The organism is Pseudarthrobacter sp. NPDC058329, assembly GCF_042879835.1.
Classification (GTDB): domain Bacteria; phylum Actinomycetota; class Actinomycetes; order Actinomycetales; family Micrococcaceae; genus Arthrobacter.
In genome coordinates, this window is sequence record NZ_JBHVZR010000001.1 from 299465 (window position 1) to 315126 (window position 15662).

Below are 15662 nucleotides of genomic sequence, written 5' to 3' on the forward strand. Positions count from 1 at the left end.
TACTTCGGGGTAATATGACCCGGCGGTATCCCCGGGCATACATTGAAGTATGGCTTCGACATTCACCGCAAATGTTTCGACTGTTTCACTGGATCCGCTGGTTGAACCGGCAGGTGAGCTCACTCCCGATGAGGTGGAGCGCTACTCGCGACACCTCATCATTCCGGAGATCGGCGCGCTCGGTCAGCGGCGGCTCAAGAACGCAAGAGTCCTGGTGATCGGCGCCGGCGGGCTGGGTTCACCGGCGCTGCTCTACCTTGCTGCCGCGGGGGTGGGAACGATCGGAATCATCGACGACGACGCCGTTGACCTCAGCAACCTGCAGCGCCAGGTCATGCATGGCGTGGCCGACGTCGGACGGCCGAAGATCGAGTCAGCGCGGGACGCTGTTGCAGCGCTCAACCCGCTGGTGGACGTCCGGCTGCACAACTTCCGGCTGGATGCCTCCAACGCCCTGGAGCTGTTCGCGGAATACGACCTCATCCTGGACGGCGCCGACAACTTCGCCACCCGCTATCTTGTCAACGACGCCGCCGCCATCCTGGGCAAACCCTACGTGTGGGGCTCCATTTTCCGTTTTGACGGGCAGGTGAGCGTCTTCTGGGAAAAGCATGGGCCCACCTACCGGGACCTCTACCCTGAAGCGCCGCCCGCCGGTTCCGTGCCCTCGTGTGGCGAGGGCGGCGTCTTTGGCATGCTCTGCGCTGCCGTGGGATCGCTGATGGTCACGGAAGCAGTGAAGCTGATCACCGGCGTCGGACGCTCACTGCTGGGCCGTGTGGCCCTGTTCGACGCCCTCGGGGGAAGCTGGCGGGAAATCCGTGTCTCCAAGGATCCGGCAGCCGGGCCCATCACGGAGCTTACGGACTACGAAGCCTTCTGCGGCATTACTCCGGCGGCGCAGGCGGACACCGAGCACACTGTGACCGCCACCCAGTTGGCCACCATGCTCGCGTCCCGGAATGCCGGCCTGAAGGACTTCGAACTGGTGGATGTGCGGGAGTCCGGTGAATACGACATCGTCCGAATCGATGGTGCGGTGCTGATCCCGCAGGGAAGGATCCTTGCCGGCGAGGCGTGGCAGGAGCTTCCGCAGGACCGGGACATTGTGTTCCTCTGCAAGGCCGGGACCAGGTCCGCAAACGTGCTGGCCGCGGCGCAGAAGGCCGGCTATCAGCGGGTCAGCCATCTCGACGGCGGGATCCTCGCCTGGGTGCGCGAGGTGGAGCCCAACAAACCCGTTTACTAAGGCCGTTGAGCTATCACTTTTGGTCCTCAAACGGAGGTTTTAGGGACCAAAAGTGATAGGGCAAAGTGGGGAGGGGGACTGGTCAGGCGCTTTCGAGGCCGCTGTGGTCCACCGGGCATTCGGCCTGCGGTACGGCGCGGGAGGCCGGCTGCTCCACGGTGATGCCGTAGAGGGCCTCCAGGGCCGCCACATACTCGTCCTGCTGGCCATTGGCGGCGAGTTCGCGGGCCCGCACGGTGGGGACATGAAGCAGCTGTTTGACCATGCGCCGGAGTGCGAACTCCACTTCCTCGGCCGCGGCGGTGCAGCCGTGCCGTGCGCGGACCTTTTCCATCTCCGCGTCCAGGACGTTCATGGTGTGCCGCCGCAGTGCAACGATCGCGGAATCCACGGAACGGGCCTCCCGTTCCTGCTCGAACGCCTTGGCGGCGCCGCTGACGATGCCGCTTGCCTGGGTCAGTGATTCAGCCTGTTCCTGGGGGGCAGCGAGGCGGACGGACTCCAGGGTCAGCAGCTCAACTCCGTCAAGCTCTCCCACGCCGGGGTCGAAATCATGCGTCAGGGCAAGGTCGATGGCAATCAGCGGCTGCGGCGAATGTGCCCGCACCTGGGCCAGTTCGTCGGCTTCCACCCGGGTGTCCGAACCACTGCAGCCGATCATCACATCAGCGGCGGCGACGGCGGGGCGGAGCGATTCGGCGTCCAGGGCGGTACCGCCGCGGGTGGCCACGAAGCCTTCGGCACGGCCGGAAGAGGAGAAGACGGAGACGTCGGTGCAGCCGCGCTCACGCAGCAGCGCCATCGTGGCACCGGCATAGGCTCCGGTTCCGAAGACCACCACTTTCTTGGCTGACCAGTCCGGGTTCTCGGAAAGGTCAGTGGCCAGATCCAGGGCTACGGAGACGATCGAGAGCCCCCTTGATCCGAGGGCGGTCTGGGCGCCGACGTCCTTGGCCGTCTTGGAGGCGGCCTGGAACAGCCGGACAAGCCCGGAGCTGGCGGTTCCTTCGTGCTGTGCGGTGATGAGTGCCCGGCGTACCTGGCCCGCGATTTCACGCTCTCCAACCACTGCTGAGTCCAGCCCGGCGCTCACGGCGAAGAGGTGCTGGCTGACTTCGGGGCCGGTGCGGGTACTGAAGGAGCGGGAAACGAGCGGTTCGCTCAGCCCGCTCACTTCGCTGATCTGGGCTACGAGGGCCGCGCGGGCGGCTTCAACATCATCCGGCTGTGGGGCTTCCCCGTAAATTTCGTAGCGGTTGCAGGTGGCAAGGACCACCGCACCCGTCACTGCCGGCGATCCGGAGAGAGCGGATGTGGCGATCCCGGAAGCACCGTTGCTCAACTGAGCAACGGTCTCAAGATCGATGTCGGCGTGTGTAGCCACCAATGAGAAAAGAACCACAGCAGGTCAATCATAGCTTTTTCGTTCCTCGGTAGAACATCTGTCCGGCGCGGAAGCGCGCGGCCGGGGCTGTGATTCCTGCCACGGCGAGGGCGGCGGCCCTTACCGTGACAGTCTGTCGTTATCTTTTGCAGCTGTTTTTGGGCACAATCGAGGCATGACTTCCAGCCCTGCCACGTCCGCTGCCGGCGCCCTTGCTGCAGACCATCCACTGGTGGATGGGCGCACCGCAGACTCGCCGTTGATCACGGCCTACCGGGGCGGAAGGCCTTCCCGCCGCCCCGTCTGGTTCATGCGGCAGGCCGGGCGCTCCCTGCCTGAGTACCTTAAGGTCCGGGAAGGCATCGCCATGCTGGACTCCTGCCTGCGGCCCGAGCTTGCCTCGGAAATCACGCTTCAGCCGGTCCGCCGCCACGACGTGGACGCAGGCATCTTCTTCTCCGACATCGTGATCCCCTTAAAGCTGGCAGGCGTCGGCGTGGACATCGTGCCCGGAGTGGGGCCGGTCCTGGACAAACCCGTGCGTACCGCCGCCGACGTTGCTGCGCTGCCGCGGCTGACCTGGGAGGCGCTTGAACCCATCCGCGAAGCGGTCCGCCTCACGGTGGCCGAACTCGGGAACACCCCGCTGATTGGTTTTGCCGGTGCTCCCTTTACCCTTGCGGCCTACATGGTGGAGGGAAAGCCGTCACGCGACCACCTCGGGCCCCGCACCATGATGCACGCAGACCCGGACACGTGGAGCGCCCTCGCCAGCTGGGCTGCCGACGCGTCCGGCATGTTCCTGCAGGCCCAGTTGGAGGCCGGCGCCTCCGCGGGGCAGCTGTTCGACTCATGGGCAGGTTCGCTGGGACTGGCCGATTACACCAAATTCGTGGCTCCGGCATCCACGCGCGCCCTGGACCACGTGCGGCACCTGGGGGCGCCGCTCATCCACTTCGGCACCGGCACCTCCGAGCTCCTGGTGGCCATGCGGGACGTGGGTGTGGACGTGGTGGGCGTTGACTACAGGCTGCCGCTTGATGAGGCCAACCGCAGGCTGGGTGGATCTGTCCCGCTGCAGGGCAACATCGACCCGGCCCTCCTCTCAGCCCCCTGGGAAGTCCTCGAAGCCCACGTCCGTTCCGTTATTGCTGCCGGAGCAGCCGCACCCGGCCACGTCCTCAACCTCGGCCATGGCGTTCCTCCCGAGACCGACCCTGCCGTCCTTACCCGGGTTGTAGAGCTCATCCACTCCATCTCGCCGGAGTAACCGTGGCGACTCACCCGGCTGGTGCCCGAACCGCGCTGGTGCTGGGCGGGGGAATCTCAGGTCTCCTTTCCGCCCGCGAGCTGGCTGCTGCAGGGCACAGCGTCACGGTCCTCGAGGCCGGCAGGGAGTGGGGCGGCTGCGTGGGCAGCCATGTTGTGGCAGGCCTCACCCTGGACAGCGGAGCCGAGTCCTTCGCTACCCGGTCCGACGCCGTCGCCGGCCTTGCCGGGGAACTGGGCCTTGCGGACAAAATTGTTGCGCCCCGGCCCGGCGGCGCCTGGGTCCAGCTCCCGGACGGGGCGCGCGAACTTCCCAAGACAGGTGTCCTGGGGATTCCAGCCAGCCCCTGGGATCCCGAAGTCCGCCGGTCCCTGGGCCTGCTTGGCTCGCTGCGCGCTTCCCTCGACAGAATCCTGCCGGCGTCCGTCGGGACGGCAGCGGACGTTGTCAGTGTGTCCGCGCTCGTCAGGGCACGCATGGGGCGGCGGGTCCTGGAACGGCTGGTGGAACCCGTTGTGGGAGGCGTCCACTCCGCCGACCCCGGACTCCTCGACGTCGACATGGTGGCCCCCGGGCTCCGCGCCGGACTCCGGCAGCATGGTTCCCTGGCCGCCGCTGTGGCAGCCCAGCGGTGCAACAGCAGCGGACCGGCCAAGGCGGGCTCTGCCGTCGCGGGCCTCGAAGGCGGCATGCACACCCTGGTCAGCGCCTTGGTCAGCGACCTCCGCGGCCGGGGCGCCACGCTCCGCACAGGCACTCGCGCAACGTCCGTGGCGCGGACAGCCGAGGGGTGGCGCGTTGATGCGGCAGGGGAGACGTTCGACGCCGGCCTGCTGGCAGTGGCAGTGGACGGGCCGGCCGCCGTCGGGCTGCTGGAAGGATCAGTCCCGGCAATTGCGGGGAAGCAGCCCGGTTCCGGGCCTGACGTGCAGCTCGTGACCCTGGTCCTGGACAAACCTGACCTGGACCGCCGTCCCCGCGGCACCGGCATCCTCGTTGCACCGCAAACTCCCGGCGTCCAGGCAAAGGCCCTGACCCATGCCACCGGCAAGTGGGACTGGCTGGCGGCCGCCGCCGGCCCGGGACGGCATGTCATCCGGCTCTCGTACGGCCGCGTTGACGGCGCCGGCAACCAGCCCGGCGGACCCGACACTGATGAAGAGCTCCTGGCAGCGTCGCTTCAGGACGCATCGGCCCTGCTGGAGCTGGGCATCAGCCGGCAGGACGTTGTGGAGTGGGACGTCGTCCGATGGCGCGGCTCCCTGCCTTTTGCCGCCGTCGGACACCGCGCGAAGGTGACGGCAATCCGGGAAGCGTGCAACGAGGTTGGCGGACTGGCCGTGGTGGGCGGCTGGGTGGCCGGCAACGGACTCGCCGCAGTGGTTTCCGACACGGTGAAGCAAATCCGGAACCTGGCCGGCTGAGGCGTCGTCGCTGGTCAGCGGGAGAACAGCGCCAAAACGCGGCTTTTCGGGGCAGCCGTTGGCGGCTTCGCCGGTTTCCACATCGGCTGGCCCCATGGTTAGGGTCGATGACTATGGTTTACAACAGGTCCGAGCTTTCCATGTCCCGGACCGGTACCCAAGGGGGACTCCGACGCGGCGCAGCAGCCGCGGCCATCGGGGCGGTACTGGTTCTAACCACAGGCGTTCCGGCGTCACAAGCGACTGAGGGATCGCCCGACCCCGGAGAACCGGCAGTCCCCGCCGTGGACACCCAATCCCTGCCGGTGGTGGTCCAGCTGAAGGGCAAGCCGGCTCGGGCACGCGAGGACGCGCCCGGGCAAAACCGTGACGGGAAGAACGCCAAGGGCAAGGCTCCTTCCGGCAACGGACAGGGCGGCGCGGATACCAGGCCGACCCCTGCCCCCAGCCCGACTGCTTCTCCTTCCGCCTCCGCGGTTCCATCGGCACTTCGGCCAGCCATCAGGGCTACGGAGAAGCCGGCTCCAACGCCTGAGCCTACGGCCACTGCCACGGCTTCCCCGGTCCCCACATCCAGCGCCCCGGCGTCCAACGGCCCTTCCTACAGTGCTCCGGCGGACAGTGCTCCGGCAGCCTCCCGCACCGCGGCACCTGCCCCGGCGGGCTCAGCCCCCGCGTCTTCGGGAACGGCGCCAGCGCCCGTGCCCGCGGGATCGGTGCCGGAATCGCCCCGCACCCCGGGTGCCCCCGCTGCAGAAACATCCGCGGCTGGCGGGCCGGCCCCGGCGCAGCCTGCCTCGCCGGATTCCAGTGTGGCCGGGAATCTCGCCGTGACGGGGAAGGGCCAGTCCGCTGCGGATGCCGCAGCAGAGGACGTCTCCGCGCCCGTAGCGGCCGCAACGGGCGGCCAGGCTGGATATGTGCCGATCTACTCCGTGCCGCAGGCCCAGGCAGGGTGGACGCCGTACGCTGCCGCCATGCCGGGCAGTCCCGTGCGCAGCAGCGCATCCCTCAGTGCGCAGCCGGAGCCAAAACGTGCCCTGGTGTGGCTTGGCTCGGGTCTGGTTGGCGTTGCCGGCGCCGCCGGCCTGGTCTTCTTCCGCTTGCGGAATCCCTAGGCCAGCCAGGGCAGCGCGGGAAAGCCCGCGCTGCTGTGACGTTGAGCACTTCTACGAACTGTAGAACTCGCTGGTTTCGACTTGACGGGTACTAAGGGGCAAACTTGTAACCATGAGCCACACTTCTGCCGAATCTGTCACTAAAACCGAAGAATCAGCCGAGCAGTTCTTCACCCTTTGGACGGTCTTCAAACGTTCCGAGGCTCTGATCCGCAGCGCCGATGCTGCGACGGACTTCGAAGCCCTGCTGGAACGGCTCGTCCAGGCCGGTGTGACGCACCGCGGCAGTTACGACGTTTCCGCGATGCGTGCAGATGCAGACGTAATGGTGTGGCTCCACGGGCCCAAGCCGGAAGCCCTCCAGCAGGCCATCCGCGATATCCGCCGCAGCACCCTCTTTGCCGGAACCGAGATCGTCTGGTCCGCCATGGGCGTGCACCGCGAGGCCGAGTTTGCCAAGAACCACACGCCCGCATACTCCCGGGGCGTGGCACCGGCCGAGTGGCTGTGCGTTTACCCGTTCGTCCGCTCCTACGAGTGGTACATCCTGCCCGATGCCGAGCGCGGCAAGATGCTTCGCGACCACGGCCTGCTGGGCCGCGACTTTCCGCAGGTTATCTCCAACACTGTCTCTTCCTTCGCGCTGGGCGACTGGGAATGGATCCTGGGCCTGGAGGCGCCCGAGCTGGTGGACCTCGTGGACCTCATGCGCCACCTGCGCGCCACGGAAGCACGCAACCACGTGCGGGAAGAGATCCCGTTCTACACCGGACGCCGCATCTCCCCGGCAGAAGTTGCAGAGGTGCTGGCATGAGCCCCCTCGAAGCCCGGGAGCCCGCAGAAGTGACCGCCGTGAACCCTGTTACCGAGGCCGGCCGGATGGCTCCCAAGAACTACGACGCCGTTCTCCTCGCTTCCTTCGGCGGGCCGGAAGGGCAGGAGGACGTCATTCCGTTCCTCCGCAACGTCACCCGCGGCCGCGGCATCCCCGACGAGCGGCTTGAGGAAGTTTCGCACCACTACCGCGCCAACGGCGGCATCAGCCCGATCAACCGGCAGAACCGCGAGCTGAAGGCCGCCCTTGAGGCCGAGCTCGCGGCCCGGGGCATCGACCTTCCCGTGCTGTGGGGCAACCGCAACTGGGCTCCGTACATCCCGCAAACCCTGCAGGACGCGTACGACGCCGGCCATCGCCGCCTCCTGATGGTCACCACGAGTGCCTACTCCTGTTACTCCAGCTGCCGCCAGTACCGCGAGGACATCGGCATGGCCCTGACGGAAACCGGCCTGGATGGCCGGCTCGAGGTGGACAAAGTGCGCCAGTACTTCGATCACCCCGGCTTCGTGGAGCCCTTCATCGAAGGCACCGCCGCGGGCCTGGCGGAGGTCCGGGAAAAGCTTGCCGCTGCGGGCACTCCCGACGCCCCGGTCCAGATCCTGTTCGCCACCCACTCCATCCCCACCCGGGACGCCGACGCGGCAGGACGCTCCGAGGCTGAACCGCGCGAATTCGACGAGGGCTCGGCATACGTCGCCCAGCACCTGGCCGCCGCCGCCGCGGTCATCCAACGCGTTGAAGAGGAATCAGGCCTCACCGCCCCGTGGTCCCTCGTCTACCAGTCCCGCTCCGGCGCCCCGCACGTTCCGTGGCTCGAACCAGATATCAACGACGCCATCGAGGAACTCGCAGGCCAGGGCGTCAAGGGCATTGTTATTGTGCCCCTCGGGTTTGTCAGCGACCACATGGAAGTTGTGTGGGACCTGGACACGGAAGCCCTGGAGACCTGCGCGAACCTTGGTCTCGCCGCCACCCGCGTCCCAACCCCCGGCACGCACCGCAAGTTCGTCAACGGCCTGGTGGAGCTGATTTCCGAGCGCACCGTTGCCAACAACATCAGCGCCCGCCCGGCCGTCACCGCCCTTGGCCCCTGGTACGACGTCTGCCGTCCCGGATGCTGCGCGAACTTCCGCGGCGAAAAGCCCACCATCGCCGGCGCGGACACCACCGTAGGCACCGGCCATGATCCCTATCCGGGAGAAGCAGGTGCGGGCCGGCCCGCGCCGGGCCAGGCCGGCACCGTCCAGACCGGTGTTGCCGGGGGAGCAACGCAGCAGTGACAGTCCGCATCGGAACCCGCGCCAGCAAGCTGGCACTGACCCAGACGCAGCAGACCGCCGACCAGCTCGCCGCCGTTGGAGGCTTCCCCGTGGAGCTCGTCCACATCCGCACCGACGGCGACGTCCTCACCGGCTCGCTGTCCCAGATGGGCGGGACCGGCGTTTTCGTCGCCGCCCTGCGCGATGCGCTGCTGCGTAACGAGTGCGATGTCGCGATCCACTCCCTCAAGGACCTGCCCACCGGCGCGGCAGTCGGGCTGAGTTTGGCGGCTACTCCTAAGCGGGTGGACGTCCGCGATGTCCTGTGTGCCCGGGACGGGTTCAAGCTTGCCGATCTGCCTTCCGGGGCAACCGTGGGCACGGGCTCGCCCCGCCGCGCGGCCCAGCTCCGCACCGCCAGGCCCGATCTTGACATCGTGGATATCCGTGGCAACGTGGATACCCGCCTGGGCAGGGTACCCGGTCTGCCCGGCAACGCCACGCAGCAGGTGGTTCCCGGAAAGTCCTGCGACCTTGATGCCGTAGTTCTCGCGGCGGCCGGCCTGGAACGCATCGGCAGGCTGGATGCCGTCAGTGAGTTCCTCGAAACGGACGTTATGCTTCCCGCTGCGGGCCAGGGGTCGCTCGCCATTGAGTGCCGCACCGCCGACGCTCCGCCCAGGCCCGGTTCCACAGAAGGTTCGAAGGAAGTCCTGGCACAGGCACTGTCCGCTCTGGACGATCCGGACACCCGGCTCGCGGTCACGGCTGAACGGGCCCTGCTGGCCCGGCTCGAAGCCGGTTGTGCAGCACCCGTGGGCGCCTACGCCTTCCGGAAGGGCAGCATGCTTCACCTGGAGGCCGTGGTCTGCGCCGTGGACGGCACCGCGTCGGTCCGGGACAAGCGCGCAACTGACGGACTCACGGAAGTAGGGGCCACCCTGCTGGGCATTGAACTCGCCGAAGTCCTCCTCGCCGCAGGTGCCGCCGACATCGCTGACCTGCAGGCTTCCTGAGCCGGCCATGGGACTGCCTTCCCGCCCTGCCCGGCACCCGCTGCACGGGGAGGGCTGACCATGGCGGACACCACAGCCGACGGCGGCACCGGGCCTGGGAGGGGTAAGCCCCTGAACGGGGCGCGGGTACTGATCACCCGCAGCCCGGAGCGCTCGCTGCCCCTCGTGGCAGCCCTCGAGGAGGCAGGTGCCGAGGCGCTACTGCTGCCCCTGATCGACTTCGAACGTGCCGCGGACCAGCACTCCCTGGACGTCGCCTGCGATGCGCTCGGCGCCGCCGCGTTTGACTGGCTCGTGGTCAGCAGCGCCACCACAGTCCACGTATTGGCCGCGAAGGCGCATGAACGCGGCCTGGCGCTCCTGCAATGGATCCCCGCGGATACCCGGATTGCCGCCATCGGACCGGCCTGCCGGAGGCTTCTCGAAACCGCCGGCCTGCCCGTGGCACTGACGCCCCGCGATGAACAGTCAGCCGCAGGCCTCCTGGAAGTGTGGCCCGGCGGTGCCGGGAAGGTCCTGCTTCCCCAGGCGGATATCGCCCCTCCGCGCCTCGCCGAGGGACTGACGGCGGCCGGCAGCACCGTCACGGCAGTGACCGCCTACAGGACTGTCGACTATCCCGCGGCAGCGGAGCGCCGGCTGGCCATCCCCGTGGAGGACGCGGGGCCGGGGGGACGCGCGCCGTCGTACTCCCTTCTTGTACCGGAAGCAGCCGCCGCGAAAATCGCTGCTGGGCGGATCCACGCAGTGGTGGCGGCCTCGCCCAGCGCCGTCCGGCGGATCGCTGCCCTTTCGCCCTTGCACAGCTGCCGGCTGGTGGTGATTGGACGGACGACGGCGGACCAGGCCGCCGCGCTGGGCCTCCCCGTGGCCGCGATCGCGGGAGAGCCCACGCCGCAAGGGCTGGTGGCCGCCGTCGAAGCCGCGCTCGAGCCAGGGTGATATGTCAGGCGGCGCCGCAAGGTTGCCGGCGGCCGCAACGGGTACGAACACATTCCAGACAACGTGAAGGACGTCGAACATGACTTTCCCCAGCCAACGCCCCCGCCGCCTGCGGACTACCCCGGCCATGCGCCGGCTGACCGCAGAAACCCGGCTGGCACCGGCGGAACTGATCCTTCCGGCCTTCATCCGGGAAGGCCTGGCGGAGCCCAACCCCATCACCTCGATGCCCGGTGTTGTCCAGCACACCACCGAAACCCTGAAGCGGGCCGCGGCGGAAGCCGTTGAGCTGGGCCTCGGCGGCATCATGCTGTTCGGCATCCCGGAGGCCCGGGACGCGGAGGGGACCGCCTCACTCGACCCCGAGGGAGTCCTGAACAAGGCGATCCGGGACGTCCGGGCGGAGGTCGGTGACGATCTGGTGATCATGAGCGACGTTTGCCTGGACGAGTTCACCGACCACGGGCACTGCGGCGTATTGGATGCCGAAGGCTACGTGGACAACGACCGCACTGTGGACATCTATGCGCAGATGGCCGTGGCGCAGGCAGACGCGGGGGCCCACGTGCTGGGTCCCTCCGGGATGATGGACGGCCAGGTGGCCGCCATCCGCGCCGCCCTGGACCAGGCAGGCCACGTCAACACCTCCGTTATTGCGTACGCAGCCAAGTACGCCTCAGCCTTCTACGGCCCGTTCCGCGAAGCCGTGGATTCCCAGCTCAAGGGCGACCGCCGGACTTACCAGATGGACGCCGGAAACCGCACCGAAGCCCTGCGCGAGGTGGAACTTGACCTCGCCGAGGGGGCAGATGTGGTCATGGTCAAACCGGCCATGAGCTACCTGGATATCCTCGCGGACGTCAGCGCCATGAGCCCTGTCCCGGTCGCGGCGTACCAAATTTCGGGGGAGTACGCCATGATCGAGGCCGCCGCCGCCAACGGCTGGATTGACCGCCGCGCCGCCATCACCGAATCCGTGCTCGGCATCCGCCGCGCCGGCGCCCACATGGTGCTGACCTACTGGGCAGCTGAACTGGCCGGCTGGCTGAAGGAGTCCTGATGACTGAACCCCTGCCCGGAGCCGGACAGGAACCGACATCCCGGGGCCCCATGCCCGAAGCGGGACCCACCGTCCTGGGGCCCACCGAGCCGGTGGGCCCGGACCGTATCCTGATCGGCCTGAACACGTTCGGCGACATCGGGGAGCACCGGGACGGCAGCCCCCAGTCGCATGCCCACGTGCTGCGCAACCTGCTGGAACAGGCAGAGCTGGCGGACGCCGTCGGACTTCACGCCTTCGGGGTGGGCGAGCACCACCGCAAGGACTACGCGGTATCCGCCCCCGAGGTTTTCCTCGCCGCCGCTGCGGCCCGCACCACCCGGATCCGCCTTGGCTCCGCGGTCACCGTCCTGAGTTCGGACGACCCCATCCGGGTCTTCCAGCGGTTCTCCACCGTTGACGCCCTCTCAAACGGCCGCGCCGAAGTGATGCTGGGCCGCGGATCCTTCGTTGAATCCTTCCCTCTGTTCGGGCTGGATCTTGCGGACTATGAGGTGCTGTTTGAAGAGAAGCTCGAGCTGTTCGACAAGGTGCGGGCACAGAAACCTGTGCACTGGGAAGGCCGCACCAGGCCCTCCCTGTCCGGCCTGAGCGTCTACCCGCCCCTGGAGCGCCACCTGCTGCCCACCTGGATCGGTGTAGGCGGAACACCCGAATCAGTGCTGAGGTGCGCGCAGTACGGCTATCCCATCATCTTCGCGATCATCGGCGGGCAGCCGCACGCCTTCGGGCCGCTCGCTGATTTGTACCGGGAAGCCATGTCCAAATACGGCCACCCGATGCAGCAGGTTGCCACGCATTCGCCCGGCCACGTGGCAGAAACGGACGAGCAGGCCCGGGAGGAACTCTTCCCGCACTGGCTGAAACTGCGGAACAAGCTCGGGGCCGAGCGCGGCTGGGGACCTGCCGGAAGGGGAGAGTTCGACGCCTTGTGTGCGCCCGAGGGTGCCCTTTACGTTGGGTCGCCTGAAACCGTGGCCAGGAAGATTGTCCTGTTGAAGCAGAACCTGGGAGTGGACCGCTTCGACCTCAAATACAGCAACGGCCCCTTGCCGCATTCCGCCATGATGCGCTCCATCGAGCTGCTGGGGACGGCGGTGGCGCCCAGGGTGGCTGAACTGCTGGCCGGCTAGCTGTGTTGACCTGAGAGAATAGGAACCATGACTTCCAGCAATCCTCGTAATGAGGCACTCTTCGACCGCGCCCGCCAGCTGATGCCGGGTGGAGTCAACTCTCCCGTACGGGCATTCGGGTCCGTCGGCGGAACGCCGCGCTTTATGGTTTCCGCGAAAGGACCGTACCTGACGGACGCCGACGGCAAGGAATACGTGGACCTGGTTTGCTCCTGGGGCCCGGCGCTGCTGGGCCACGCACACCCTGCCGTGCTGGACGCGGTCCACGCTGCAGTGGACCGCGGCCTGTCCTTCGGTGCGTCCACCCCCGATGAGGCGAACCTGGCCGAGATCGTTAAGGAACGTGTTCCTGCCGCCGAGCGGGTACGGATGGTATCCACCGGCACCGAAGCCACCATGACGGCCGTGCGGTTGGCCCGCGGCTTCACCGGCCGGAACCTCATCATCAAGTTCGCCGGCTGCTACCACGGCCACCTCGACGGGCTGCTGGCCGCGGCAGGCTCCGGCGTGGCCACCCTCGCACTGCCGGGTTCCGCCGGGGTCACCGAGGCGACAGCTGCTGAGACCCTGGTGCTGCCGTACAACGACCTCACAGCCGTCAAGGAAGCCTTCGCCACTCACGGGCCCAACATCGCGGCCGTCATCACCGAGGCAGCTCCTGCGAACATGGGTGTGGTCACCCCCGGGGAAGGCTTCAACCTGGGCCTGTCACGCATCACCCGCGAACACGGCGCGCTGCTCATCGTGGACGAAGTCCTCACCGGCTTCCGCACCGGCTACTCCGGCTACTGGGGCCTCACCGGCGGGGCGCCTGACGCTGCCGAGCCGTGGACCCCCGACCTCCTCACCTTCGGCAAGGTCATCGGCGGCGGAATGCCGACGGCGGCGCTCGGCGGCCGTGCCGACATCATGGACCACCTCGCTCCCACCGGCCCGGTCTACCAGGCCGGCACGCTCTCTGGAAACCCGGTGGCGATGGCTGCGGGTGTTGCCACGCTGACCCACGCCACCCGCGACGTCTACTCCTACATCGACGTCCGGTCGCTGGATCTCTCCTCGGCACTGTCCAGGGCCCTGGACGCCGCCGGTGTGGACCACTCGATCCAGTTCGCCGGCAACCTGTTCTCGGTGGCCTTTGGTACCTCGGCCCGCGGCGTGCACAACTACGCCGACGCCCAGGCACAGGAGAGCTTCCGCTACGCGCCGTTCTTCCACTCCATGCTGGAATCCGGCGTCTACCTGCCGCCATCGGTCTTCGAAGCATGGTTCCTGTCCGCGGCTCACGACGACGCCGCCATGAACCGGATCTTTGACGCCCTGCCGGCCGCGGCGAAGGCGGCAGCAGCGGCCCGGGCCTAGGCGCTCACGCCAGTTGCGCCGTCGGACGTTTAGCTCCCGGCGCTGGATACAAAGGAATCCCCGGTTGCGGTGCAACCGGGGATACCTTTGTGCCAGGGGCAGGAGCTACAGAACGTCCGAGAGGAAGTTCTTCAGGCGGTCCGTGCGGGGATCGCTGAAGATCTGCTGCGGCGGTCCCGTTTCCACCACCACGCCGGCGTCCATAAACGTCACCGTATCTGACACATTGCGGGAGAAGCCCATTTCGTGGGTCACCACCACCATGGTCATGCCGCCCTTCGCGAGGTCGGTCATCAGGGCCAGAACGCCCTTGACCAACTCGGGATCCAGCGCGGACGTGGCCTCGTCGAAGAACATGACTTCAGGCTTCATGGCAAGCGCACGCGCAATGGCAACGCGCTGCTGCTGGCCTCCGGAGAGGTTCGCCGGGCGGGCGTCGGCCTTGTGCTTCAGGCCCACCAGGTCCAGCTGTTCCAGGGCCTCGGCCCGTGCCTGCTCCGTGGACAGCTTCCGCAGCTTCCGCAGCGCCAGGGACACGTTGTCCGCCACGGTCTTGTGGGGAAACAGGTTGAACTGCTGGAACACCATACCGATCCGCTGGCGGAGCTCATCCGGGTTGTCCTTCAGGACCGAACGGCCATCCAGCAGGATGTCGCCCTGGTCGGGTTCGATCAGCCGGTTCATCACCCGCAGCAGCGTGGACTTACCGGACCCCGAAGGGCCGATCACCGAGGCTGTGGTGCCCTTCTCCACGTGCAGGTCAATGCCGCGGAGAACGTGGTTGTGGCCGAACGAGAGGTGCAGGTTCTTGCCGGTCAGGGTTCCGGATGCGAATTCCGTCATGCCTGTGCCCCCTTGCCGATAGGTGCTGCCAGCTCATCCGGTTCCTTCTTTTCCGGCTTGCCGGTACGCAGCCGGTTGTCGATGAAGTTCACGAAGTGCGTCAACGGGACGGTCAGGATCAGGTAAAGCACCCCGGCGGCCACCAGCGGGGAGAGGTTCCCCGTGTTGGCCATTGCGTCGTTGCCGATCCGGAAGATTTCCCGGTCCGACGCCGCGAGTCCGAGCATAAAGACCAGCGAGGAATCCTTCAGCAGCGAAATGAACTGGTTCACCAATGCGGGAAGGACCCGCCGGATACCCTGCGGCACCACCACAAGGCGCATGGAACTGCCGTAGCTGAATCCAAGCGCCCGCGATGCCTCAAGCTGCCCCTTCTCCACGCTCTGGATGCCGGAACGGAAAATCTCACCGATGTAGGCGGCCGCGATCAGCGTCAAAGCCAGGATTCCCAGGGGGTACGGGTTCCGGGACCCGGTGATTTCCCGGGCTATGGGGCTGAGCCCGATGCCGATGACCAGGATCACCAGGATGGCGGGAAGGCCGCGGAAGATATCGGTGTAGATGCGCGCTGCCCAGCGGGCTCCCGCGTTGCGGGAGATCGCCATCATGGCCAGCCCCAGTCCCAGGAGGGAGCCGAGGACACCGGAGGCTATGGCCAGGATGAGGGTGTTGGGCAGGCCCACCATAAAGAGGGCGGGAATGACTTTGGCCATTTCCTCCCAGTTGAAGAAGGTGTCAGCCAGCTGATCCATATGCGTCCCGGCTCA

General features: G+C 67.4%; 14 protein-coding genes. 11 read left to right on the forward strand and 3 right to left on the reverse strand.

Annotation, left to right across the window (positions count from 1 at the left end):
- The first annotated feature begins 49 nt into the window (after window positions 1-49).
- The gene (gene moeB, locus ACFVYC_RS01500; protein WP_387545801.1) at window positions 50-1249 is read left to right on the forward strand and encodes a molybdopterin-synthase adenylyltransferase MoeB; all 1200 of its coding nucleotides are present in this window, start codon (window positions 50-52) and stop codon (window positions 1247-1249) included.
- An 82-nt stretch (window positions 1250-1331) separates the two neighbouring features.
- On the opposite strand, the gene ACFVYC_RS01505 is transcribed toward moeB, so the two are convergent.
- Window positions 1332-2651, reverse strand: coding sequence for a glutamyl-tRNA reductase (locus ACFVYC_RS01505; RefSeq protein ID WP_387545804.1), 1320 nt, complete (start codon window positions 2649-2651; stop codon window positions 1332-1334).
- A gap of 157 nt (window positions 2652-2808) precedes the next feature.
- Between ACFVYC_RS01505 and hemE the strand changes: the two genes are divergently transcribed.
- The 10 genes from hemE (at window position 2809) to hemL (ending at window position 14052) form a co-directional block, all read left to right on the forward strand.
- Window positions 2809-3903 carry a uroporphyrinogen decarboxylase gene (gene hemE / locus ACFVYC_RS01510; protein ID WP_387545806.1) on the forward strand — a complete coding sequence of 365 codons (1095 nt, stop codon included), beginning with the start codon at window positions 2809-2811 and terminating at the stop codon, window positions 3901-3903.
- Between the two features lie 2 nt (window positions 3904-3905).
- Entirely contained in the window at window positions 3906-5327 is a 1422-nt protein-coding gene (hemG, locus tag ACFVYC_RS01515; protein WP_387545808.1) for a protoporphyrinogen oxidase, read from the forward strand.
- 107 nt (window positions 5328-5434) lie between these two features.
- Window positions 5435-6445 carry a hypothetical protein gene (locus tag ACFVYC_RS01520; protein WP_387545809.1) on the forward strand — a complete coding sequence of 337 codons (1011 nt, stop codon included), beginning with the start codon at window positions 5435-5437 and terminating at the stop codon, window positions 6443-6445.
- Window positions 6446-6557: 112 nt separating this feature from the next.
- The gene (gene hemQ / locus ACFVYC_RS01525; RefSeq protein WP_387545812.1) at window positions 6558-7259 is read left to right on the forward strand and encodes a hydrogen peroxide-dependent heme synthase; all 702 of its coding nucleotides are present in this window, start codon (window positions 6558-6560) and stop codon (window positions 7257-7259) included.
- Window positions 7256-8563 (forward strand): ferrochelatase, encoded by a 1308-nt coding sequence (locus tag ACFVYC_RS01530; protein ID WP_387545815.1) that lies wholly within the window; start codon window positions 7256-7258, stop codon window positions 8561-8563. Before hemQ ends, ACFVYC_RS01530 begins: the two co-directional genes overlap by 4 nt.
- Complete coding sequence (hemC, locus tag ACFVYC_RS01535) at window positions 8560-9558, forward strand: hydroxymethylbilane synthase (RefSeq protein ID WP_387545817.1); 999 nt, start codon at window positions 8560-8562, stop codon at window positions 9556-9558. The genes ACFVYC_RS01530 and hemC overlap by 4 nt, the downstream gene beginning before the upstream one ends.
- A gap of 60 nt (window positions 9559-9618) precedes the next feature.
- A complete protein-coding gene (locus ACFVYC_RS01540) occupies window positions 9619-10500 on the forward strand; it encodes a uroporphyrinogen-III synthase (RefSeq protein ID WP_387545819.1) in 882 nt (293 codons plus the stop codon).
- A 79-nt stretch (window positions 10501-10579) separates the two neighbouring features.
- Window positions 10580-11560, forward strand: coding sequence for a porphobilinogen synthase (gene hemB, locus ACFVYC_RS01545; protein WP_387545821.1), 981 nt, complete (start codon window positions 10580-10582; stop codon window positions 11558-11560).
- Between the two features lie 50 nt (window positions 11561-11610).
- Entirely contained in the window at window positions 11611-12693 is a 1083-nt protein-coding gene (locus ACFVYC_RS01550) for an LLM class flavin-dependent oxidoreductase (protein ID WP_387547066.1), read from the forward strand.
- A gap of 27 nt (window positions 12694-12720) precedes the next feature.
- Window positions 12721-14052 carry a glutamate-1-semialdehyde 2,1-aminomutase gene (hemL, locus tag ACFVYC_RS01555; protein ID WP_387545824.1) on the forward strand — a complete coding sequence of 444 codons (1332 nt, stop codon included), beginning with the start codon at window positions 12721-12723 and terminating at the stop codon, window positions 14050-14052.
- Window positions 14053-14157: 105 nt separating this feature from the next.
- On the opposite strand, the gene ACFVYC_RS01560 is transcribed toward hemL, so the two are convergent.
- Window positions 14158-14895 carry an amino acid ABC transporter ATP-binding protein gene (locus tag ACFVYC_RS01560; RefSeq protein WP_387545825.1) on the reverse strand — a complete coding sequence of 246 codons (738 nt, stop codon included), beginning with the start codon at window positions 14893-14895 and terminating at the stop codon, window positions 14158-14160.
- On the reverse strand, window positions 14892-15647 hold the full coding sequence (locus ACFVYC_RS01565; RefSeq protein ID WP_387545827.1) for an amino acid ABC transporter permease: 756 nt from the start codon (window positions 15645-15647) through the stop codon (window positions 14892-14894). Before ACFVYC_RS01565 ends, ACFVYC_RS01560 begins: the two co-directional genes overlap by 4 nt.
- Window positions 15648-15662 lie beyond the last annotated feature (15 nt).

Excerpts from the sequence above, each read along its gene's own strand:
- hemL (WP_387545824.1), top strand. The coding sequence starts at position 12,721 with ATGACTTCCAGCAATCCTCGTAATGAGGCACTCTTCGACCGCGCCCGC.
- ACFVYC_RS01520 (WP_387545809.1), top strand. The coding sequence starts at position 5,435 with ATGACTATGGTTTACAACAGGTCCGAGCTTTCCATGTCCCGGACCGGT.
- ACFVYC_RS01540 (WP_387545819.1), top strand. The coding sequence starts at position 9,619 with ATGGCGGACACCACAGCCGACGGCGGCACCGGGCCTGGGAGGGGTAAG.
- ACFVYC_RS01560 (WP_387545825.1), bottom strand. The coding sequence starts at position 14,895 with ATGACGGAATTCGCATCCGGAACCCTGACCGGCAAGAACCTGCACCTC.
- ACFVYC_RS01565 (WP_387545827.1), bottom strand. The coding sequence starts at position 15,647 with ATGGATCAGCTGGCTGACACCTTCTTCAACTGGGAGGAAATGGCCAAA.
- hemB (WP_387545821.1), top strand. The coding sequence starts at position 10,580 with ATGACTTTCCCCAGCCAACGCCCCCGCCGCCTGCGGACTACCCCGGCC.
- hemQ (WP_387545812.1), top strand. The coding sequence starts at position 6,558 with ATGAGCCACACTTCTGCCGAATCTGTCACTAAAACCGAAGAATCAGCC.
- ACFVYC_RS01530 (WP_387545815.1), top strand. The coding sequence starts at position 7,256 with ATGAGCCCCCTCGAAGCCCGGGAGCCCGCAGAAGTGACCGCCGTGAAC.
- moeB (WP_387545801.1), top strand. The coding sequence starts at position 50 with ATGGCTTCGACATTCACCGCAAATGTTTCGACTGTTTCACTGGATCCG.
- ACFVYC_RS01550 (WP_387547066.1), top strand. The coding sequence starts at position 11,611 with ATGCCCGAAGCGGGACCCACCGTCCTGGGGCCCACCGAGCCGGTGGGC.
- hemE (WP_387545806.1), top strand. The coding sequence starts at position 2,809 with ATGACTTCCAGCCCTGCCACGTCCGCTGCCGGCGCCCTTGCTGCAGAC.